Consider the following 19,975-nt stretch of genomic DNA (forward strand, 5'->3'; position numbering starts at 1 on the left):
AAAACATGGTTTTCAAGCACCTGCGTTCATCGTAGCGGCCCGCTACGGTCGCCGTCGGCAAGCGTCCGCAATACTCGCCGATAGCACGCAGCCGCCGCAGGATTGCCGATCGCATAGACGAAACAAAGAATTTCACGCAGTGCACGGAACACGAAATTGCGGTCGAGGCGATCCGGCGCCCGACGCATGCCGAAGGGCTTGAACAGCAGGTGCAGACGTTCGGGCGCGCCGCCCGCCGGCCCGCCGCCCACCGCCGGCGGGCGGTAGTCGCATGGCACCTCGACGAAGCCGACGTGCCGGAACACCGCCGCCGATTCCGTACCGCATTCGATGAACCAGCCTTCCGCCGACGTCCCGTCCTGCCGCATGTGCGCCTCGATGCGCGCGAGCACCGGGCGCAGCAGGCCGCGGCCGCGCAGGCTTCCGGCAAGGACGAGATAGCCGCCGAAGCCGGCCGTCGGCAGCGTAAAGAAGCTCGCCATGCCCTCGGCCGGGGCGTCCGCTGCGGCGCGCAACAACCACAGGTGATAGCGCGCCGCGCCGCTGTCGCCGACCGCGAAGGCCGCGGCAAAGTCCTGCTGCGCGGCGACGCGACCGGGAACGGGAATCGCCGCGCGGGCGATCGCGGCGGCCGTCGCGATGGCATCAGGCGGTCGATCCGGCGATGAGACGGGTTCGATCAGCAGTCCGTCCGTGGGCTCCTGGCCCGCGTAACGACCGAGCGGAACCAGCGCGACGCGCGGACGCGCTGCGAGCGCGTCGGCCATCGCGAGGAAGTCGCGGTCGGCGGCGGGATCTTCGATACGCATCGCCCAGCGCAGGTACTCCGCGACGACGAGTTCGACCCAAGGCGAATGAAAGCCCGACTGCGGCACCCGTCCGAACGGACGCATGATCAGCAGCAGGCCGTCGACGGGCTGTTGTCCCGCCGACAGCGCGGGCTGGACGTAGGGGAATTCGAGCACGCCGAAGCCCCAGCGGCCCCAGATCGCCGCGCGACGGAAGGGGTCCATGTTGTCGGGCGTCGCGGGGAGGCGGAACGGATCGTTCATCTCGGCGACCACGGCGGCCAGGCGTGCGCCGTGCCGACGGGCGTCCCGGCGCAGGAGGCGGATCGCCTCGTCCAGGAGCGCACGGCCGATGCCCGACGCACGCCGGTCCGCCGCGACGAACAGGAATTCGATCACGCCCGCGCGCGGCATGGCGAGGTAGTCGAACACGACACCCCCGAGCGCTTCGCCATCGAGTTCGGCGACGACGATGTGATAGTTGTTGTCCCCGTACCAGCCCTGCGCCTTCAGCGCGAGATAGCGGCGCATGTTGTCGAGCGACTCGCGCTCGTCGGGATCGGGGAACTCCGCGACATAGCGCTCGTGGTAGAAGCGCTGCAGCGCGGCGAGCCCGGCCGGCGAGGCGTCGATCTCGCGGAAACGCAAGCCTCGCGCCGGGGCGGCTGCGGCCATGCCCTGCGGTCCGCCTCCGGCCATGTCAGCGCTTGGCTTTCTGCCGCTGCAGCTGGTCGACGTAGCCGAAGTAATCGGCGACCAGCTCCGGCAGGTGGCAGGACGAGAAGTAGCCAGCGAGGCCCCACGGTCGCAGCGCGGGGTTGTCGGCACTGCCCGGCACGATCACCGCGGCGGCGAAGTCGCGATCGGCCTCGGTTTCGAGACGCTTGCGCAGCAGGTCGGGCAGCGGCTCGGCCGACGGATAGCGGACCGCACAATCGCAGCCGGAGTAGTCGGAACTGCACACGAGGTGGAAGCGGATGCCGGCGGCGACGTCATCGGCGTCGAAGAACTCGGCCCGTCGCTCCCACACCTGGCGCAGCAACTGCAGGCTGTTCTCGACCACTGCGCGGCGCTGGAAGCGCAGGGCCGCGGGATCGGCGATGTTCGCATGCACGAACACCGGCAGCAGGTCCTCCCACAGGCGCGCGTCGCCGACCCGCACCCGCTGGCTCGCATTCTCGGGCCATTGCGGATAGCACTTGCGGCGCAGCAGGCACGGGCCGACCTCGGGGTCGGACGGATCGGGCTTGCCGACGGCGACGAGGTACATCATCCACAGGTAGGCGGAAAAGTAGACGCGCGTCTCGTCGACCTCGCGATCGACCTGTTCCAGCTGCAACACCAGCCCGTCCGAATGATGCGCGTGGCCGGGCCCCTCGCCGCACCACAGGCTGGCCTGCGCGGCCGCCATTGGGTACTTGCGCGGCCGCAGCTCCTCGTCGCTGTCGTCGCGATCCAGCTCGTCGATCAGGTCACCGGTCGCGTCGTCGCCCGGGAATCGCTCGCCCTCGTCCCCATCCTCGCCGAGGAAGTTCGGCCCCCAGCGCAGCCGTCCGGTCAGCTGCACGAGTTTCGCGCTGCGGCCGGCGGCGGCGAGCTCCGTCACCAGCGGCCCCAGCTTGCGCGGCTCGCCGCGCTCGTTGTCGTCGATCTCGATCAGCGGCAGCGAGTTGTTCTCGTCGCCATAACCGTACTGGTACGCGAACTTGCCCTGCCACTGTTCGCAGCGGCAGATCGGGATGCTCGGCCCCCACACCAGCCAGCAGTTCCACTGCGAAGCCTGCAGACTTTCGAAGGCGCCGGTGCGGATCGCGGCCTTGGGAATCGAGTGCTGGTAAGCGTTGAGCACCGGCCGCCAGTCGTCCTCGAAATGCGACAGCAGGCCGGCGACGAGGAACTGAGGCGCGACAAAGCCGAGGTTCACACGGATGCGGCACAAGGTCGCGAGCTGCTCGGGGGCGGGGGCATCGCGCGCGACGCGTTCGACGGTGTCGAAATACGCCTCCCACAGGCTCTCGCGTTCTCGCGCCAGCATGAAGAAGCGCGAATTCACCTCGACCACGCTGGCGCTGAAGTCGCCGTTCCGGGCGCCGCGCTTGAGCTCGCCCGCGAGCCGGCGCGCCGTGTCGCTGCCCTCGAGTCCGTCCAGCGTTTCCTGCAAGGCCTGCGCAGACGTAGGCGCCTCGGAGCGCAGCAGCTGGTATTCGACGAAGAGGCGCAGCGCGCTGAACAGAGCCTCGCCGGAGAGATCGCAGAACGTTCCCAGCCGCGCGACGACTTGGCCGGCGAAGTCCTCCCGCGCCTCGCCGAGCATCTCCTGCAGCAGCGTCGCCGCGAGCAGCGTGGCGGCGGCCCTGGCATGCACCGCCTCATCGTCCGCGGCCGCCCGGCCCGCGCCGCCGTTGCCCGCGTGGCCCCCGGCTTCCCCGAGGAGTCCGGCGATCTCCACCATCAGGTTGCTGAGGTGCCGATTCACGGCAACCGATTTCTCGTTGCCGAACTCGGCCAGCGCCTTGATCTTGCGTGTCTTCTCGTCGCGCACCTTCGGCCGCACTTCGGTCTCGTTCAGCCAGCCGATAGCCTCCCAGGGGCTGGGAACGATCTGCACCGGGATCACGCGCAGCCCCTTCTTGCGGCGCGCGAGGAGTTTGGGCAGTTCGGTCTTGCGGATGAAGTCCGAACTGAGGAAGGACGGGCTGATCAGCAGCAGCGCGAGATCGGCGCGCGCGAGTGCGGTCTCGATCTCCGGCAGCCACTGGTCGCCGGCGCGAATGCGGTTGCGATCGACCCACACCTCCACCTCGATCGGATCGTGGAGGCTCTGGAGATGCTTCACGACGGCATCGCACCAGGCCTTGTCGTCGTGACTGTAGCTGACGAAAACATGCACGCTCCGGCTCATGAGGCCCCCGCCTGTCCAGGTGATCCAGCCAGCTGACTTATTAACCACGATAGACCACGCGCGCGCGAATGCCGATCGGCGCCCTGTCGCGGCCTTTTGCGCGTGCCCGGCGGGCTGGTCCGACGCGGGTGTTGCCCGCCGACCGACAGGGACGCGTCAGGGTGTTGGACTCGACCCGTCAGTTCGGGGCGCACCTCGCCTGCCATGCGTGCGCCCGGCCTCCGACACCTTCACATAACTCATTATTTTTCAACATCTTGCGCAGTCTGCGTCGCTTTACCGCGATCCTGGCACGCTCCCTGCGATAGGAGTTTCGAGCGCGCGAAAGTGCTCGAAACAAATCACCGACCCAAGACGCAAACCCAAGGAGAGCCATCATGAAAACCCTGACCATCAACGACCTGCCGATGACCGAAGAACTGGACCGCGAAGCCATGAGCGAAGTGCGCGGCGGCATGTACATGGGCTTTGCGCCCTACTACTGGGGCGGCTACGTCGATGCATCGACGACCAACGCCTCGTTCAGCGCCCTGCAGCAGATCAACCAGGGCCAGAGCGTCGCGACCAACGTCGGCAACAACGTCGCCGTGCTGGGCGGGTTCGCAAACCCGTCGGTGCCGGTGACCGCGACGCAAAACGCCAACATCGACAACCACGTGCATTTCTGATGCATGAGCGGATCGGGCGGCAGCCCCCCCGGGGCAGCCGCCGATTCCACCCCACACGAGGAGCACTACCATGTCGTCGATCATCATCAGCGATCTGGCCCTGAGCAAGGAACTCGACAGCGGCGAGATGTCTGCCGTCCGAGGAGGCGCGCTGGGCCCCATCACGGGACTTCCCTTCGCCAACGTGAACGTCAATGTCGGCATCAACCAGACGATCGCGCAACTGCAAAGCATCCAGGTCAACGCGTTGAACAACGTGGGCGTGATCGGGGCCGATCTCGGTTTCGAACTCGACCTGAGCGCGGCGCAGATCGCCAACCCGGTCATTGCAATCTAGGGCAGCGGAGGCCGCGGCCTCCCTTGTCGATCGGCGGGGCGATCCCCCTGACCTATACTGAACACACGGTCGATCACCACCCCAAGCACGCACCATCAGGAAAAGCCATGGCCACCATCGTTATCAAGGACTTGCCGGAAAACATGGACCTCGATCGCCAGGCGATGCAGGCGATCACCGGGGGGGCGCGCCTGCGCGGCACCGCGACAGGAGCCGCACGCACGCCGCGCCTTCCCGGGTCCCCGCGCGAGACGCGTGGCGCGATAGCCGAAACCGGCCGGCGCCCGGCGCCGAGCACGCTGTTCAGGTAGCCGCCTGCACGGCGCACCGCAAGCGCCCACCCCGATCGACCACCGAATCCGGAGAAATTCATCATGTCCGCCATCGCCATCCACGACCTCAGCATGAAACGCGACCTGGACCGCGAAGCCCTGGCATCCATCAGGGGCGGAGGCGCGCCGTGGGTCTACGGCTGGATCCGCCCCTACGTGTCGTCGCAGCCGAGCTTCGGCCGGTCGGTCAACTACTACCAGATCAACAACACATTCATCGCGGACCAGATGGTGAACCAGTTCCAGGTCATCGACGTCACGAATACCGCCGCCAACTCGACGATCAACGTCGGGGTCGGTGCGGACGGCAGTGCATTGAAGCTGTAGCCCGGCCGCCTTCCCGGCGGCGAGCGCGAGCGCCGCACGGGAATCCGGCCCCATCGGGGAGACGCCTTTGACGGGCCCGAACCAGATCACCTGGACCTCCGCCGCACGCTGCCACGTGGGCCTGGTGCGCGACGTGAACGAGGACGCCTTCCTCGACCGCCCGGAGCGCGCCCTGTGGGCGGTCGCGGACGGCATGGGCGGCCACGATGCGGGCGACCTCGCCAGCGGCATGGTCGTCGCGGCGCTCGATGCGCTGCCTCCCGAAACCGGGCTGACAAACCTCGTCACCGCGGCGCGCGACCGGCTGCAGGACGTCAATCGCCGCCTCCGCGCCGAGGCGCTGATGCGCAGCGTCTCGATCATCGGCAGCACGGTCGTCGCACTGATCGCCTGCGAGCGCTCCTGCGCCTACCTGTGGGCCGGCGACAGCCGGATCTACCTGTATCGGAGCGGCCGGCTCACCCTGCTCAGCCGCGATCACAGCACGCTCGAGGAACTGCGGGCACGCGGCTTCCCGGTCGGCAACGACGCGCAGCAGCCGGGCCACAACCTGATCACGCGCGCGGTCGGCGCCGTCGACGTGCTCGAACTCGACCAGGGTGCGGTCGTGGTCGGCGACGGCGACATGTTCCTGCTGTGCAGCGACGGGCTGAGCAACCTGGTGAGCGCGGAGGAGATCGGCAACACGCTGGCGAGCGGCGACTGCCGCCAGGCCTGCGACACGCTGGTCGACCTCGCACTGAAGGGCGGCGGGCGCGACAACATCACCGCGATCGTGATCCGCGCCGAGGATCCCGACTCCTCCGACATGACGCTGCTGAACCCGGCGCTGTGACGGGGCGCCTTGCGCCCCTCAGTTGGCAAATCAGTCGCCCTCTTCGCCGCGCGCGGAATTGCCCTTGCGGAAATCCTTCGAGCGGATGCCGTGTTTCTTCAGCAGCGTCTGCAGGTGCGAACGGTTCATGTCGCAGCGGCGGGCGAGCTCGGCCACCGTGCCGCCGACCTGCTCCAGCCCGCGTTCGAGGAACCGCTTCTCGGCTTCGTCGCTCGCGACCCGCTTGGCGTCGCTGAGCGAGGTCGCCACCGCTGCCACGGCCGCATCGATGTTTGCCACGCCCGACGCGGGGGAGGGGGAAGGCGCGGACGCGGCGGGGCGGATATCGGGCGGCAGGTGCTCGAGATCGGCCGTATCGCCGGCAAGGCAGGAGAGGCGATAGATCAGGTTGCGCAGCTCGCGGATGTTGCCGGGATAGCGGTAGCGCAGCAGGAAATCGCGCAGGCGCGGCGTCATCTTGAGCGGGCGGCGCTTGAGCGCTTCGGCCGCCTCGTCGCCGAAGTAGGCGAACAGCAGCGGGATCTCGTCGCGGCGCTCGCGCAGCGGCGGCAGCGTCAGGTGGATGACGCTGAGGCGGTAGAAGAGGTCTTCACGGAACGTACCCTCCTCGCTCAGGCGGCGCAGGTTGCGGTTGGTCGCGGCGACGATGCGCGCATCCACCGCGATCGGTTCGTCGGAGCCGACGCGCTGGATCTCGTGCGATTCCAGTACCCGCAGCAGCTTCACCTGCCCGGGCAGCGGCAGCTCGCCGATCTCGTCGAGGAAGATCGTGCCGGTGTGCGCACTCTCGAACTTGCCCTTGCGGTCGCTCACCGCCCCGGTGAAGGCGCCCTTGCGGTGGCCGAAGAGTTCGGATTCGAGCAGGTTGTCGGGGATCGCGCCGCAGTTCACCGAGATGTAGGGCTTGTCCGAGCGCGCGCCGTTGGCGTGGATGACCTTGGCCATCAGCTCCTTGCCGGTGCCGCTCTCGCCGTCGATCAGCACCGGCAGGTCGGTCGGCGCGGCCTTCTCGGCGATCTCCAGGGCTTCGAGAAGCTGCGGGTTGTCGCCGAAGGCGCCCTCGAACACGAAACTGCGTTCGAGCAGCGCACGCCGCCGCGCGCCGGGCGCGAGGTCGACCGGCGCCGCTTCGGCCGCGGCCGCCTGCACGAAGCGCTCCTTGTGCGAGAGCTGCATCACCTCGTCGCGCAGGGTGTTGGCCTGGCGCAGCAGCTTCTCGATCTCCGGCCGCCCGAGGTTGGTCGCCCAGCGCAGCGTCGAGCGCAGGATCTCGATCTTCTCCAGCAAGCCCGCGTAGGAGATCGCCGAACTGCCGCGCGAACCGGGCGCCAGGATCTTCATGCCGCCGCCAGCTGCTTCTGCACCAGTTGGAAGTACATGCCCTGGCGCGCGACGAGCTCCTCGTGCCGGCCCTGCTCGACGATCGCCCCTTCGTACAGCACCAGGATCTTGTCCGCGCGCATGATCGTCGACAGCCGGTGCGCGATGATCACCGCGGTGCGCCCGCGGAGGATTTCCTGCATGTTGCCGATGATGTTGCTCTCGGACTGCGTATCCAGCGCGGAGGTCGCCTCGTCGAACACCAGCAGGCGCGGGTCGTGGTACAGCGCGCGGGCGATGCACAGGCGCTGGATCTGCCCGCCCGACAGCCCCATGCCGCGCTCGCCGACGATCTGCTCGTAGCCGAGCGGCAGCTTGCGGATGAAGGCGTGGGCGTCGGCCATCTTCGCCACTTCCTCGATGCGCCGGCGGTCGGGCGTCTCGTCGCCGCTGGCGATGTTGTCGGCGATGGTCCCCGAGAACAGCAGGTTGCTCTGCATCACGTAGCCGACCTGGGCGCGGTAGTACTCCTTGTCGATCACGCCCATGTCGTAGCCGTCCACCACGATGCGTCCGTCGGACGGCGGATAGAAGCCGACCAGCAGCTTCGCCAGCGTCGTCTTGCCCGAGCCGCTGCGGCCGACGATCGCGATCAGTTCGCCCGGCTTGATGTCGAAGCTGATGTTTTCCAGCACATAGGCCGTGTCGGTGCCACCGTAGCGGAAATACACGCCCTCGAGGCTGATCTCGCCCTTCAGGTCGGGCAGCACGACGCGCGAGGCCACATCCTCGGGGCGCTGCTCGGGCTCGATGTCGAGCACGTCACCGAGGCGCTCCATCGCGACGGCCGCGTCATTGACGTGGCTCCACAGCGCGACCAGCCCCATCAGCGGCGCGAGCACGCTCCCCATCATCGCGTTGAAGGCCATCAGCTGACCGACCGTGAGTTCGTGGGCCAGCACCTGGTTTGCGCCCACCCACAGGATCGCGATCGTCGTCGCGGAATTGAGGAGCTGGCTGACGAAGCCCACGCCGACGTTGAACATCTGCGCGCGGTACTGCACCGACAGCGCCTTGGCGTACTTCTTCTCCCACTTCAGCCGCATCGGGCGCTCGATGCCCATGCCCTTGATCGTCTCGACTCCGCCGAGCGCCTCCATCAGGAAGGCCTGCGCCTCGGTCGAGGTGCTGAACACCTCGCGCGCGTAGTTCTTGACCTTGGGCGTCACGATCACCGTCAGCGCCATGATCGGGATGACGAAGGCGATCAGCAGCAGCGTCATCTGCACGTTGTAGAGGAACAGGATCGTGAAATAGACGAACACCATCAGCAGGTTCAGCAGGGTCGTGACCGTCGACTCGGTGAGGAAGGAGCGGATCGTCTGGTTCTCCTGGAAGCGCGCGAGGATGTCGCCGGTCTTGCGCTTGGCGAAGAAGGAGAACGGCAACGACATCGTGTGCCTGAAGAACTGCGACATCATCGCGAAGTCCATGTTGCGCACCATGAAGTTCGCGAGGAAGGCCCGCACCGTCGATATCAGGTGCGTCGACAGGTTGGTAATGACGAGCCCGGCGATCAGCAGATGCAGCAGGCTCACGTTCTCGTGCACGATCACGCCGTCGAGGACGTTCTGGATGATCATCGGCGGCACGATGCCCAGCACCTGGATAACGAAGGTCGCCATCACGAGGTGGGCGAGGATCTTCTTGTAGGGCCGCAGGTAGCCGACGAAGCGGATCCACGGCGAACGCGCCGCCGCCATCTGCACGAGGTTCTGTCCCGGCGCGAACAGCAGGCAGGTGCCGCTCCAGCCGCGCTCGAAGTCCTCGACGGCCATCTGGCGGAAGCCCAGCGCCGGGTCGGCGACCCACACCTGCTTCTTCGACACACCGTACACGACGATGTAGTGGTAGCCCTCCCAGTGCGCGATGAAGGGCAGCTCGAAGCCCTGCAGCGCGTCGAAGGTGCATTGCACGCCGCGCGTCGTGAAGCCGAGCGATTCGCCGGCGCGCGCGAGGCTGTCCAGCGTCGCCCCCTGCGTCGTGACGTTGGCGAGCTCGCGCAGCTTGCCCAGCGTCATCGGGATGTCGAAGTGGCGGCAGATCATCGCCAGGCAGGCGGCGCCGCAGTCCATCTCCTCGGCCTGCTCGACCAGCGGGAAGCGGCGGATCACGCGTTCGCCCAGTTCCGGCTTCGACTGCAGGTCCAGCATGACCTTCAGTTTGCGCCGCTCGGCGAGCTTCTTCTGGCGCTCGAGCTCGCGCTCGGCGAAGCGGATGCGCTCCTCCAGCACCTCGCGCAGCTTCGGGTTGCGCTCGAGGATCAGATGCACGGATTTTTCCGGCACCACCAGCAGCGTCGTGTCGCTCGCCGCGATCACCGAGGCCATCTGCTCCTGGCGCATCATGCAGGCCTTCTCGCCGAATGTCTCGCCGTGCCCGAGCGTCGCGAGCACGTATTCGTTGCCCTGCTCGCTGCGCACCACGCGCACTTCGCCGTGGCGCACGACGTACAGACGACGATCCTCGCGCCCGTCCTGCTTCAGGATCTCCTTGCCCGCGGCGACGCGCTTGACGCCGACGCTGCGCACGAGCTCCTCGAGTTCCTTCTTGTCGACCTTGCCGCGCAGGTCGAAGAGGCGCGCGACCACGCCCCCGGCGGAGCCGATCGCGACGTAGCTGGTGACGAAGGCGAGCGCGGCCTGGTTCTGCGCGATGACGGGCTCGATGGCCCTGCGCGGCACCAGCAGTAGCTCGGTCTTGGCCGAAGCGCGCGCGGAAAACTCGTGGCGGTACTCGCGCAGCATCGCCATCTCGCCGACCACCTCGCCCGCCTTGCGCACGCCCAGGCTCACTTCCTTGCCGTGCTCGTCGGCGAACACGCGCACCGAGCCCGAGCGGATCACGAACACGCCCTCGGCCGGCTCGCCCGCATTGCACACGGCCTCGCCGAACGCGAGGAAGCGCGACTGGCATTGCTCCGCCAGCTGTTCGAGCTCGTCGCGTGTGAACGGCGACAGCAGCTCGACGGACGACAGGAATTCGACGAGCGAGTCGGCCTGCGGGGGCATTTGCGGAGCCGTTTGCTGGGCCGTTTTTGGGGGCGCATCCATGGTCGTTCAGCCTCGCGTGCTAGCGCACTTCGATCACGTGTTCCTGCGCCCGTGCGGCGAGCCAGGCATCGCGCAGCAGGCGGCGGATCTCGGCGGCGGTGTCGCCGTCGAGGCGCGCCGGGTTCTTTGCGTTCACGAGGAAGATCTCGAAGAACGAGCGGTCGGGCGCGGCGAAGGGTCCGAGCAGGTCACCGACGCTCGCGTTGAACACCTTGGCCTCGATCTCGGTCTTGAGCGAGCCGCGCAGCACCGTGCCAACGTAGCCGCCCTGTTCGCGCGTGTCGGCAATGGAATGCTCGCGCGCGAGCTCGCCGAAGCTCTCGGGATCGTCCGCCAGCAGCGACATCATCTCCTTCGCCTGGCCTTCGTTCTCGAGCACGATGTGGCTCACCTCGATGCTGTCGAAGCGCGGCGAGTTGAGCTGGAAGAATTCCTCCACCGCCTGGTCGCTGCACACGCGCTGCATCATCTTCTCCTGGTACAGGCCGTCGACGATGAAGTCCTCGAACTCGTCCAGGCTCACGCCCATCGCGTCGAGGTAGCGGTTCATGTCGGCAGCGCGGTGCAGGCCCAGCACGCGGCGGTACTGGTTCGCGCGCTCCTGAATCTCCTCGGCCGCCACCGGGATGCCCGCCTTCTTCGCCGCATGCACCGCGACTCGGTCGCGCACGATCTCGTCCATCAGGCTCTCGAAGCGTCCGGTCAGCTTCAGGATCCGCACGAAATCCTCGGTGCCGATGTTTTCATCATCGATTCGCACGATCGCCGTCATGTCATGTGCTCCTTGGGATAAACGCTAGTCGAATCAGCCGCTGATCTGGCGGAAGGGGTCGAGCGCGAGGTCGATCACGCGACGCTCGCGCACGACGATCTCCGCCGTGGCCGTCATGCCGTAGCGGACCGGGTACTTGGTGTCCGAGACGAGGTAGTGGTCGCGCGCGAGCGTCACGTGGCCCTCGTAGACGGGCTCCTTGGTCTTCGGCGACGCGGCCGTCGCGGGCGAGATGAACTCGAGCGTGCCGTCGATGAGGCCGTAGCGCTGATACGGGAAGGCGCTGAACTTCAGCTTCACCGGCAGGCCTTCGCGCAGGAAGGCGCGGTCGCGTTCGGCGATCTCCATCTTGATCACCGCGCGCGCGTCCTTCGGCGCGATGCCGCCGAGCGGGGTGTTGGCCTGGACCTTGTCGCCCGGCTGGGTGGTGCTCACGTCGGTGACGACGCCATCGACCGGCGCGAGGATCAGCAGGAAGTTGTCCTTGTCGATGTTCTCGAAGCGGATCCGCTCGGCCGCCTGCGCCGCCAGCCGCGCCGTCTGCAGTTGCAGGCGCAGCTTGTCCTCCTCCTTCGCGACTTCACGCGAGGCCGCGTCGTAGTCGATCCGCAGCCGCGTCACTTCCTGGTCGCTGGTCTCGAGTTCGGCGCTGGCCTTGGCGCTTTCCTGGCTCAGGCGGAAATCCAGCTCGCCGAGCCGGGACTGGGCGACGCGCAAGGCGTTCTCCGCCGCGAGCCAGGCGGTCTTCTTCGTTTCGACCTGCAGCTGCGACACGCCGCCGCCGCCGGGCAGCGCGAACAGGCTTTGATAGCGGTCGTACTCCAGCTTCGTCGCGTCGCGCGTGCGGCGCGCGTTGTCGAGCTCGCTGCGCGCCTGCTGCAATTGCGCCTTCTGGCCTTCGGCGAGCTTCGTCGTGCCCTCCGCAACGCGCTTCTCGTGCACGTGCAGCGCCGCCTCGATCTGCTGCTTCAGCGCCTCGGCCTTGCGTTCGAGCAGCGCCTTGCGCTCGGGGAAGCGTTTCCATTCGCGCTCGGCATCCTCGAGCTTCAATTGCGCCTCCAGCGCATGGGTCGCGGCCTCGACCGCGCCTCGGGCGTTGAGCCGCGCGAGCACGTCGCCCTTCGACACCGGCTGGCCGGGCTCCATGTAGACGTCCACCAGCTCGCCGTCGATCGGTGCATACACGCGGCGCACCTCGGACTCCGGCGCGAGGATGCCGGGCGCCGTGACGATCACGTCGGCCCGCCCGACGAAGGACCAGATCAGGGCCGCGACGACCAGCCCGAGCATCACGACGACGAGTGCCTGGCTCAGGCGCCCCGGCTCGGCGGTGAGGAGCTCGATGCCCTCGGCGCTGTGATCCTCGAGAGCGTCGGTCAGCGGCCTGAGTTGACTCTTACCGAGCTGACTTTCGTTCTTCATCGATGCGACCTCCGATCAGCGCCAGCTTGGCCTGCAGCAGACCCGGCTCCAGCACCATGTGCAGATCCTGCAGCGAGCGCCGCTGCAGGCCGATCTCCGTGTCGATCGCTTCCTCCAGCGATGCCCACTTGGCGGCGTCCGCGGTGTTCAGCAGGCGGAATATCCGCATCGCCTGCTGCATGTCGGCGTGGGACTCGGACAGCAGGCGGGCCTGCGCACGGAAGGTGCCCGAGATACCCGCCTCGAGCCTGTGCTCGCCGCCGATGCCGCCACCGTTGCGGTACTGGCGCCACAGGCCCTGCACCCGGCCGAGCAGTTCATTCGCACGCCCCAGTGCCTTGTCGCGATAGCTGCGCACCTCCGCTTCGGTGGCGCGGACGAACCAGGCGTCCTCGTCGGCATCGAGCGAACCGTAGAACGCCAGCAGGCGCTCCTCGTAGCCCTTGCCCCCCTGCGCCTGCCGCAGCGGCTGCAGCTCCTTGAACTGCTGCTGCACCGCCCTGCGATGTTCGAGCTGGCGGGCGGCCACGTCGGCCCACGCCCCCGTCGGGATGTCCTGCAGCGCGGCCAAGGCCTCTTCCGCCCTGCCCTCGCGCCAAGCGGCGGAGGCCGTCCGGTACTGGCGCACGAGCTCCGCCGACGGCAGCCGGCCCGCCTGCAGCTTCGCCAGCTGCTGCCGGAACGGCGGCGTAGCGAGCTTCAGCCGGTCGAGCACCGCGATCAGCGGCCCCAGCTTGCCCGCGCGTATCGCGGCGTCGAGCGCGGCATACTGGCGCAGGTCCTCGCGCAGGGCGTCGATGCCGGCGAGCCGCGGGTACTTGTCGGCATACTCGCTCAGCACCGTCTCCAGCGCCTCCGGGCGGTCCTGCGCCAGCTCCGTCGCGATGTTCGCGTTCAGGCGATCGATCGCGGCGAGATACACCGATTCGTCGCTCTCCAGCTTGCGCAGATGGGTCATCGCCTCTGCATGGACGTCCCTGAACGCCGGCACGTGCGCGCCGATCAGGGCCAGCGCGCGCTGGTGACCCTTGGCGTCGTCGTTCCAGCGCTGCAGCAGGGCCCTGATCCGCTCTTCGTCGGCGTACAGGCGGATCGGCGCCTCCGCACCGCCGCGCTCGCGCATGAACTGCTCCAGCCCCCCGATCCACTCCAGCTCGCCGATCAGGGCCAGGGCATCGGCGTTGTGGCCAGCCTGCGATTTCATGTCGGCGACTGCCGCCGTCGCCCGATCGAAGCCGCCGCCCTGCAGCGCCGCTATCCATTCGGGCAGCCTGGCCTTGAGCAGCGCCTCGGTGCCGAGCGCCTTCAGCGCCGCATCGTCCGGATTCCCCGCCAGGTACTCGTCGGCCGCCGCCAGCGCCTGCGCATACGCGCCTTCGGCCAGCAGGTCCTTCACTTCCCGCTCGGTGGAACCGATGAAATACACGCCGAGCGCGACCGCCACGAGCAGCGCCAGTCCCGGCACGCCCCAGCGCAATGCGCGCCGCTGCGTATCGCGCGCCCCGCCCGCAAAGGCCTTGCGCAGCTCGCGCAGGAAGATCGCGGCCCGGCTGCGTTCGCGCTCCACGACCTGCGGCGGCGCGTCCTCGGGCTGCACCTCGTCGTTGTCGAGCTCGTCCTGCGCGGCGGCGGGATCGTGGCAGAAGATGTCGAGGAAGGAGTCGGCGGCCGCGACGAAGGTCGTCCGGTCGGCATTGGCGTGCGCATCGGCGGCGACCGCGTCGGCGGGGCTGAATGTGGTCAGCGTCGGGTCGGTCTCGGGCTCGCGCTGCAGGCCGACGGTGTACACGAAATGACTGCCGGCAAAACCGAGCACGGCGCCGTCGCGCAGTTCGACCGCATGCTCGTCGAGCCGCGTGCCGTCGACGAAGGTGCCGTTGGTGCTGCCCAGGTCCTCGACGAAGGGCGCATTGCCTTTGAGGAAGATGTGCGCATGGCGCCGCGAGAGGTACTTCACCTGATGCGGGCTCGCATTCTTGTAGCGTGCGAACACCTCGTCGGCCTTGCTGACCAGGAAGGGGAAGCGGGCGATGACGATGGGCTGGAGGCCGAGGTCGTCGCGCACGGGCGTGAGCGTGAGGCTCAGCAGCGCACCGGCGCGACGCGGTTTCGCCGTGCGGGGCGCGATCTTCACGCGAAACGTGAGCGTCCCGCCCAGGCCGAGCTCATCGCGGTCGTACAGCCGGCAGGGCTTGTCCTCCACGGCGACGCCATTGACGCTCGTGCCGTTCTTGCTGCCGAGGTCCGCGACGTAGAGCGCGCCTCCCTCCCAGAACACCCGGGCATGGCGGCGCGACAGCTCGGCAACGAGCTCGCGGTCATACGACGCGAACGGGGGCTCGTTGCGCCCGATCGCGAACAGGTTCTCCTCGATGAGGATGTCGCCCAGTTCCGGATGGGATTTGGGCTTGAGCCGAACGCTGAACTCCTGTTCGGCCGTCGCCTGCATCGCGGCGGAAAAGGCTTCGTCAGCAGTCATGTTGCGACACCAGGCTCATGCATTTGTCGCCTCGCTCATGGACCTCGATTGCGTACCTCGGTCGTGCTCCCTCAGTCGCGCCCTTCAGTTGCGCGCATTCGCCACCTCCACGGTCGGCCAGCCGCCGCCCAGCGCCTTGTACAGAGTCACCGTGTCGGCCAGGATCTGCTGATGATTGGCCAGCAGCGCGAGTTGCGCGGCGAGCAGCGTGCGCTCGGTCTCGAACACTTCCAGCTGCGATACCACGCCTTCCCTGAGCTGCCGTTCGGTCTGGGTCGCGACGACCTTCAGCTGGTCGATCTGCTGTTGCAGCTCCGTTCGCTGCTGCTTGTGCGCATCGAGATTCACCAGCGCGTTCTCCACTTCCTCGAACGCGCCGATGACGACACGCTGGTAGTCGTGCTCCACGACCTTGATCTGGGCCTCGCTGGTCTTCACGCGCGCCTTCACGCTCGGGTCGAGCAGCGGGATGTTGATGCTCGGCAGGAAGCCGAAGGTGAAGGACTTGAGCAGGTCGCCCAGCGCGAAACTGGACGTGCCGCCGCGCGCGGTCAGGCTGATCGACGGCAGCTGCGCGAGCTTGGCCTGCCCGACCAGGTTGTGCGCCTGCAGCACGCGGAACTCCGCGGCAATGATGTCGGGCCGGCGCTCGAGCAGCAGGGAAGGAAGGCCGGCCGGCACCGCCGGCAGCTGCACTCGATCCTGCAGGCGCCCCACCGGCACCCTGAATTCACCCGCCGGCACCCCGAGCAGGGTCGCGAGCGCATTGCCGGCGAGATCGCGCGCGCGGCGCAGGTCCAGCAGGTCGTGCGTCAGCTTGTTAATCTCGGCACGCTGGCGCAGCACCTGAGTGTTGGGTACGAGCCCGTGCTTGTGCATCGCCTCGTAGGTGGTGAGGATTTCCCGGTTCCTGGCGAGCGCGCGCTGCTGCTGGTCGATCTGCTCGTCCAGCTGCAGGATCTGGAAATAGGTCGTCGATACGTCGGAGACGAGCTTCAGGTAGCCGGCCCGCCAGTCGGCCTCGGACGCATGGTACTCGGCGGTCTGCGCCTGGACGCCCTTCTCCACCTTGCCCCAGATGTCGATTTCCCAGTTGAGCTGAGTGCCGAGGTTGTACTGGGTCACGGATTTCTGGCCGGTGCTTTTCTCGAAGCTCGCGCCGGCGCCGAGGTCGAGCGTGGGCAGCGCCCCGGCGCGTGCCTCGCCGATCTGCGCGTTGGCGACCTGGATGCGCGCGGCGAGGATCTTGACGTCGAAGTTGCCGGATATCGCCTTATTGACCAGCTCGTCGAGGTGGGGGTCGCGGAACTCGCGCCACCAGTCGGGCGCGATCGTGTCGGCGGCCGACACCGCCTGACGCGACCAGTCGGCCTTCGCGGGCGTGGCGGGACGCGCGTACTCGGTGATGCCCACGTTGGCGCAACCGCTCGCGAGCACGACACCCATGCCGACAAGCAGCAGGCGGGCGGCAGTCAGGTTAATAGGTCTCATTCCACTTCTCCCGCCGCCCGACGTGCCAGACGCCCGACGACGATGCCTCTTGTGCCTTCGCGGACACGCGGCCTAGGCCGCTGCCCACACCTTCGATTCGACGAACACGCTGAACAGGCGCGAATCGATGTGCCCCGCCCGGCACTCCGCCTCCAGCAGCCCCAGCGCCTCCGCGACCGGCACCGCCTTCTTGTACGGCCGGTCGCCCGCCGTCAGTGCATCGTAGATGTCGCAGATCGTCAGGATGCGGGTCTGGACGCTGATCTGCCCACCGCGCAGCCCCATCGGATACCCCGAGCCGTCCAGCTTCTCGTGATGCCCGTGCGCGATGGCCGGCACGCCGGACAGGTCGTGCGTCCACGGGATCAGGATCAGGAACGAATAGGTATCGGCCACGTGCGACTCGATCTGCTTGCGCTCCTCGGCGGTCAGACAGCCCTTCGATACACCGAGCGCCAGATGCTCGTGCTGCAGCAGCAGCGGCACGGCGGCACCGTCCGGTTCTCTGTAGGTATAGTCGAGAATCGCGTCGAGCTCGCGCGGCGCTTCGGTATACGAGATCGCCGGTTCATTGGCGCGCCGGATCGCTGCGAGAAACTCGTCCAGACGCCCGAACTCCTCGCGCAATCCCGCCTCGACCCGCCGCTTCTCCTCGCGGAACGCCTCGACACCCAGCGCCTGCTCGCACTGGCGCTCGGCGAGCTGGCGATACGCCTGCCGCTCCAGGCACGCGCAGGCATACTTGAAGCGCTGCTCGAGCATGCGCATGTCGGCGTGGTGGAGCTTCTTCTCCTTGCGCAGCACGTGCTCGCGCACGCCCACCTTGCCGAAGTCGTGCAGCAGCGCCGCATAGCGGATCTCGCGCAGCTGGTCCTTCGTGAACACGATCTGGCGCAGTTCCGGTCCGTCCGCACGGTCCACCGCTTGGGCCAGCCCCTCCGCATAGTGGGCGACGCGGAAGGAATGCCCGGCCGTCACCGGATCGCGCTCCTCGATCGCCTGCACCGAGGCGCGGACGAAGCCTTCCAGCAGGCGCTCGATGTCCGAATACAGCTGGAAGTTCTTCAGCGCAACGGCCATTTCCGCGCACACCCCGGTCAGCATCTGCAGATCCTCGCCCTTGAAGGCATACGGATCCGAGGACGTATCGACCTGGATCAGGCCCAGCACCTCGTCCTCGAGCAGCAGCGGGGCGCACATCACGCTGCGGATCCCTTGGTCGACGATCGATTCCTGCGCGCCGAAACGGCGGTCGGCGAGCGTATCGACCGACAGGACGGCCAGCTTGTTCTGCAGCACCTCGGCGACGATGGTGCGCGACAGCCGCAGCGTGTCACCGCGATCCACCGTGCCGTCGCGCCGGCGCGCCGCCACCTGCACCGGCGCCTCGTCGCGGTTCTTGCTCAGCAGGATGAAAGCCCGTTCGGCCAGCGGAAACAGCTCGAAGATCAGGTTCATGATCTTCTCGATCAGCGTCTCGCTGTTGGTCACCGCCCCCACTGCGATCCCGACCTGGGCCATCGCGTGCAGCTTGCGGATCGTCAGCTGCGCATCGCCCGCCGTCTGCGCCGGCGGGGCCGCGAGCGGGCGGGCGTACAGGGTCGCGTCGACCGTCTGCTTGATCATGGCCGGCACGCTTTCGGGCGGCGGCACGAGCAGCGAATGGAATATGATGTGCTCGGCCGCAACCGCCAGCTCGTCACCATCGCGCAAGGGATGCCAGGCGCCCGGCTGCAGGCGTTTGCCGAGCACGAAAGTACCGTTGGACGAGTGAAGGTCCTCGACGAAGTAGGCCCCGTCGCGCAGCCGGATGCGCGCATGGCGGCGGCTGACGGTGTGTTCGGGAATGCACAGGAAGCGGTCGGATGAGAGCGAGTCCTGCGGATCGCGCCCGATGAGCACCTCGTCGTGCAGGGGGAAGACCTTGCCCGCGGCGGTCACCTCCAGGTAGGCCATCACTGGAGTCGCGGACTCGGGAACGGTCCTTGTATTTTGCATCCCCCCTCCTCCCGCATGCGCCGGACGGATCATCCCAACGATATTCGACATGGCGCTGAAAAGCCGGTTCCGGGCGAGATGCGGGTCGCGGCGCGGAGGCCGTCGGGCCCCCGCGTCCGCGCGGCCGCTCAGAAATGCACGCGGTTATTGATGTCGGCGTTCTGCGTCGCGGTCACCGGCACCGACGGGTTTGCGAACCCGCCCAGCACGGCCACGTTGTTGCCGACGTTGGTGACGACGCTCTGGCCCTGGTTGATCTGCTGCAGCGCTTCGAACGAGGCGTTCGTCACCGAGGCGTCATAGCCGAACCACGGATACGGGAGGATGTGCATGCCGCCGCGCACTGCGCTCATGGCTTCGCAGTCCAGTTCTTCGGTCATCGGCAGGTCGTTGATGGTCAGGGTTTTCATGATGGCTCTCCTCGGGGTGGGGGTGCTGCGGAGGCCGCTTGCCTCCGCGGGCGGTGACTGGATCAGAAGCGGACGTTGTTGTTGATGCTGGCGTTCTGGGTCGCGGTGACCGGCACCGACGGGTTTGCGAACCCACCCAGCACGGCCACGTTGTTGCCGACGTTGGTCGCGACGCTCTGCCCCTGGTTGATCAGCTGCGCGGCACTGAAGGACATGTCCGTGGTCGAGGCGTCGACATAGCCGCCCCAGTAATAGGGCGCAAAGCCCATGTACATGCCGCCGCGCACTTCGCTCATGGCTTCGCGGTCCAGTTCTTCGGTCATCGGCAGGTCGTTGATGGTCAGGGTTTTCATGATGGCTCTCCTTGGGTTTGCGTCTTGGGTCGGTGATTTGTTTCGAGCACTTTCGCGCGCTCGAAACTCCTATCGCAGGGAGCGTGCCAGCTGTACAGCGGCACCGCCAACAACATTCAACACATTGAAAACACTGCATCTTTTTCATTGTCCAGGAAATTTTCAGCGTAACTCGGCCTGCGCGGCGGCTGAGACTGGTGGGCGCCACCGAACAGGTCGCCGAAATACTGTCTGCGCGGCAGCAACATCCGCCGCGACCGGCGCGGCAGACAGGGCGGCGAGCGCCTCTCAGGCGTGCGCCACGCACCGCCAAGCGCATGGATATGGGCTATATTTTTCTTGAAAGGTCCGATTGGGGAATTTTGCGCAGTCGCTTCCCCTGCCCGAAGGGCGCCGCGGTGCGCCCCCGTCGCACAACCCGCGACAGC

The 19,975-nt window shown here is 67.5% G+C and carries 16 protein-coding genes; 5 read left to right on the forward strand and 11 right to left on the reverse strand.

Annotated elements, in window-relative coordinates; all coding sequences use genetic code 11:
• Positions 1 to 26: 26 nt before the first annotated feature.
• Complete coding sequence (locus ToN1_RS04380) at positions 27 to 1,463, reverse strand: GNAT family N-acetyltransferase (protein ID WP_169207178.1); 1,437 nt, start codon at positions 1,461 to 1,463, stop codon at positions 27 to 29.
• Between the two features lie 25 nt (positions 1,464 to 1,488).
• Positions 1,489 to 3,690 carry a toll/interleukin-1 receptor domain-containing protein gene (locus ToN1_RS04385; protein WP_169207179.1) on the reverse strand — a complete coding sequence of 734 codons (2,202 nt, stop codon included), beginning with the start codon at positions 3,688 to 3,690 and terminating at the stop codon, positions 1,489 to 1,491.
• Positions 3,691 to 4,067: 377 nt separating this feature from the next.
• Between ToN1_RS04385 and ToN1_RS04390 the strand changes: the two genes are divergently transcribed.
• The 5 genes from ToN1_RS04390 (at position 4,068) to ToN1_RS04410 (ending at position 6,189) form a co-directional block, all read left to right on the forward strand.
• Complete coding sequence (locus ToN1_RS04390) at positions 4,068 to 4,358, forward strand: hypothetical protein (protein ID WP_169207180.1); 291 nt, start codon at positions 4,068 to 4,070, stop codon at positions 4,356 to 4,358.
• A 70-nt stretch (positions 4,359 to 4,428) separates the two neighbouring features.
• On the forward strand, positions 4,429 to 4,695 hold the full coding sequence (locus ToN1_RS04395) for a hypothetical protein (protein ID WP_169207181.1): 267 nt from the start codon (positions 4,429 to 4,431) through the stop codon (positions 4,693 to 4,695).
• Between the two features lie 107 nt (positions 4,696 to 4,802).
• Positions 4,803 to 5,006: a hypothetical protein gene (locus tag ToN1_RS04400; protein WP_169207137.1), complete on the forward strand. Its 204-nt coding sequence runs from the start codon at positions 4,803 to 4,805 to the stop codon at positions 5,004 to 5,006.
• Between the two features lie 63 nt (positions 5,007 to 5,069).
• Positions 5,070 to 5,354, forward strand: a complete 285-nt coding sequence (locus ToN1_RS04405; RefSeq protein WP_169207182.1) for a hypothetical protein — start codon at positions 5,070 to 5,072, stop codon at positions 5,352 to 5,354.
• A gap of 67 nt (positions 5,355 to 5,421) precedes the next feature.
• Complete coding sequence (locus tag ToN1_RS04410; protein ID WP_169207183.1) at positions 5,422 to 6,189, forward strand: PP2C family protein-serine/threonine phosphatase; 768 nt, start codon at positions 5,422 to 5,424, stop codon at positions 6,187 to 6,189.
• Positions 6,190 to 6,219: 30 nt separating this feature from the next.
• Here the strand turns inward: ToN1_RS04410 and ToN1_RS04415 are convergent, their stop codons facing one another.
• The 9 genes from ToN1_RS04415 to ToN1_RS04455 form a co-directional block, all read right to left on the reverse strand.
• A complete protein-coding gene (locus tag ToN1_RS04415) occupies positions 6,220 to 7,530 on the reverse strand; it encodes a sigma-54 interaction domain-containing protein (protein ID WP_210148017.1) in 1,311 nt (436 codons plus the stop codon).
• The gene (locus ToN1_RS04420) at positions 7,527 to 10,580 is read right to left on the reverse strand and encodes an ABC transporter transmembrane domain-containing protein (protein ID WP_169208261.1); all 3,054 of its coding nucleotides are present in this window, start codon (positions 10,578 to 10,580) and stop codon (positions 7,527 to 7,529) included. Before ToN1_RS04420 ends, ToN1_RS04415 begins: the two co-directional genes overlap by 4 nt.
• A 61-nt stretch (positions 10,581 to 10,641) precedes the next feature.
• On the reverse strand, positions 10,642 to 11,394 hold the full coding sequence (locus ToN1_RS04425; protein ID WP_169208260.1) for a peptidylprolyl isomerase: 753 nt from the start codon (positions 11,392 to 11,394) through the stop codon (positions 10,642 to 10,644).
• Between the two features lie 33 nt (positions 11,395 to 11,427).
• The gene (locus ToN1_RS04430) at positions 11,428 to 12,816 is read right to left on the reverse strand and encodes a beta-barrel domain-containing protein (protein ID WP_169208259.1); all 1,389 of its coding nucleotides are present in this window, start codon (positions 12,814 to 12,816) and stop codon (positions 11,428 to 11,430) included.
• Complete coding sequence (locus ToN1_RS04435) at positions 12,791 to 15,295, reverse strand: FHA domain-containing protein (protein WP_169208258.1); 2,505 nt, start codon at positions 15,293 to 15,295, stop codon at positions 12,791 to 12,793. Before ToN1_RS04435 ends, ToN1_RS04430 begins: the two co-directional genes overlap by 26 nt.
• 84 nt (positions 15,296 to 15,379) lie before the next feature.
• Positions 15,380 to 16,786 (reverse strand): efflux transporter outer membrane subunit, encoded by a 1,407-nt coding sequence (locus ToN1_RS04440; protein WP_169208257.1) that lies wholly within the window; start codon positions 16,784 to 16,786, stop codon positions 15,380 to 15,382.
• Positions 16,787 to 16,858: 72 nt separating this feature from the next.
• A complete protein-coding gene (locus tag ToN1_RS04445; RefSeq protein WP_169208256.1) occupies positions 16,859 to 18,784 on the reverse strand; it encodes an HD domain-containing phosphohydrolase in 1,926 nt (641 codons plus the stop codon).
• A gap of 128 nt (positions 18,785 to 18,912) precedes the next feature.
• Positions 18,913 to 19,194, reverse strand: a complete 282-nt coding sequence (locus tag ToN1_RS04450; RefSeq protein WP_169208255.1) for a hypothetical protein — start codon at positions 19,192 to 19,194, stop codon at positions 18,913 to 18,915.
• A gap of 62 nt (positions 19,195 to 19,256) precedes the next feature.
• Positions 19,257 to 19,547, reverse strand: a complete 291-nt coding sequence (locus tag ToN1_RS04455) for a hypothetical protein (protein WP_169208254.1) — start codon at positions 19,545 to 19,547, stop codon at positions 19,257 to 19,259.
• Positions 19,548 to 19,975: the final 428 nt, after the last annotated feature.

It is taken from the genome of Aromatoleum petrolei (assembly GCF_017894385.1).
Taxonomy (GTDB): Bacteria; Pseudomonadota; Gammaproteobacteria; order Burkholderiales; family Rhodocyclaceae; genus Aromatoleum; species Aromatoleum petrolei.

What these genes read in the sequence shown, in the direction of transcription:
- ToN1_RS04380 (WP_169207178.1), bottom strand. Translation starts at nt 1,463, where the DNA reads ATGGCCGCAGCCGCCCCGGCGCGAGGCTTGCGTTTCCGCGAGATCGAC.
- ToN1_RS04385 (WP_169207179.1), bottom strand. Translation starts at nt 3,690, where the DNA reads ATGAGCCGGAGCGTGCATGTTTTCGTCAGCTACAGTCACGACGACAAG.
- ToN1_RS04390 (WP_169207180.1), top strand. Translation starts at nt 4,068, where the DNA reads ATGAAAACCCTGACCATCAACGACCTGCCGATGACCGAAGAACTGGAC.
- ToN1_RS04395 (WP_169207181.1), top strand. Translation starts at nt 4,429, where the DNA reads ATGTCGTCGATCATCATCAGCGATCTGGCCCTGAGCAAGGAACTCGAC.
- ToN1_RS04400 (WP_169207137.1), top strand. Translation starts at nt 4,803, where the DNA reads ATGGCCACCATCGTTATCAAGGACTTGCCGGAAAACATGGACCTCGAT.
- ToN1_RS04405 (WP_169207182.1), top strand. Translation starts at nt 5,070, where the DNA reads ATGTCCGCCATCGCCATCCACGACCTCAGCATGAAACGCGACCTGGAC.
- ToN1_RS04415 (WP_210148017.1), bottom strand. Translation starts at nt 7,530, where the DNA reads ATGAAGATCCTGGCGCCCGGTTCGCGCGGCAGTTCGGCGATCTCCTAC.
- ToN1_RS04420 (WP_169208261.1), bottom strand. Translation starts at nt 10,580, where the DNA reads ATGCCCCCGCAGGCCGACTCGCTCGTCGAATTCCTGTCGTCCGTCGAG.
- ToN1_RS04425 (WP_169208260.1), bottom strand. Translation starts at nt 11,394, where the DNA reads ATGACGGCGATCGTGCGAATCGATGATGAAAACATCGGCACCGAGGAT.
- ToN1_RS04430 (WP_169208259.1), bottom strand. Translation starts at nt 12,816, where the DNA reads ATGAAGAACGAAAGTCAGCTCGGTAAGAGTCAACTCAGGCCGCTGACC.
- ToN1_RS04435 (WP_169208258.1), bottom strand. Translation starts at nt 15,295, where the DNA reads ATGACTGCTGACGAAGCCTTTTCCGCCGCGATGCAGGCGACGGCCGAA.
- ToN1_RS04440 (WP_169208257.1), bottom strand. Translation starts at nt 16,786, where the DNA reads ATGAGACCTATTAACCTGACTGCCGCCCGCCTGCTGCTTGTCGGCATG.
- ToN1_RS04445 (WP_169208256.1), bottom strand. Translation starts at nt 18,784, where the DNA reads ATGCAAAATACAAGGACCGTTCCCGAGTCCGCGACTCCAGTGATGGCC.
- ToN1_RS04450 (WP_169208255.1), bottom strand. Translation starts at nt 19,194, where the DNA reads ATGAAAACCCTGACCATCAACGACCTGCCGATGACCGAAGAACTGGAC.
- ToN1_RS04455 (WP_169208254.1), bottom strand. Translation starts at nt 19,547, where the DNA reads ATGAAAACCCTGACCATCAACGACCTGCCGATGACCGAAGAACTGGAC.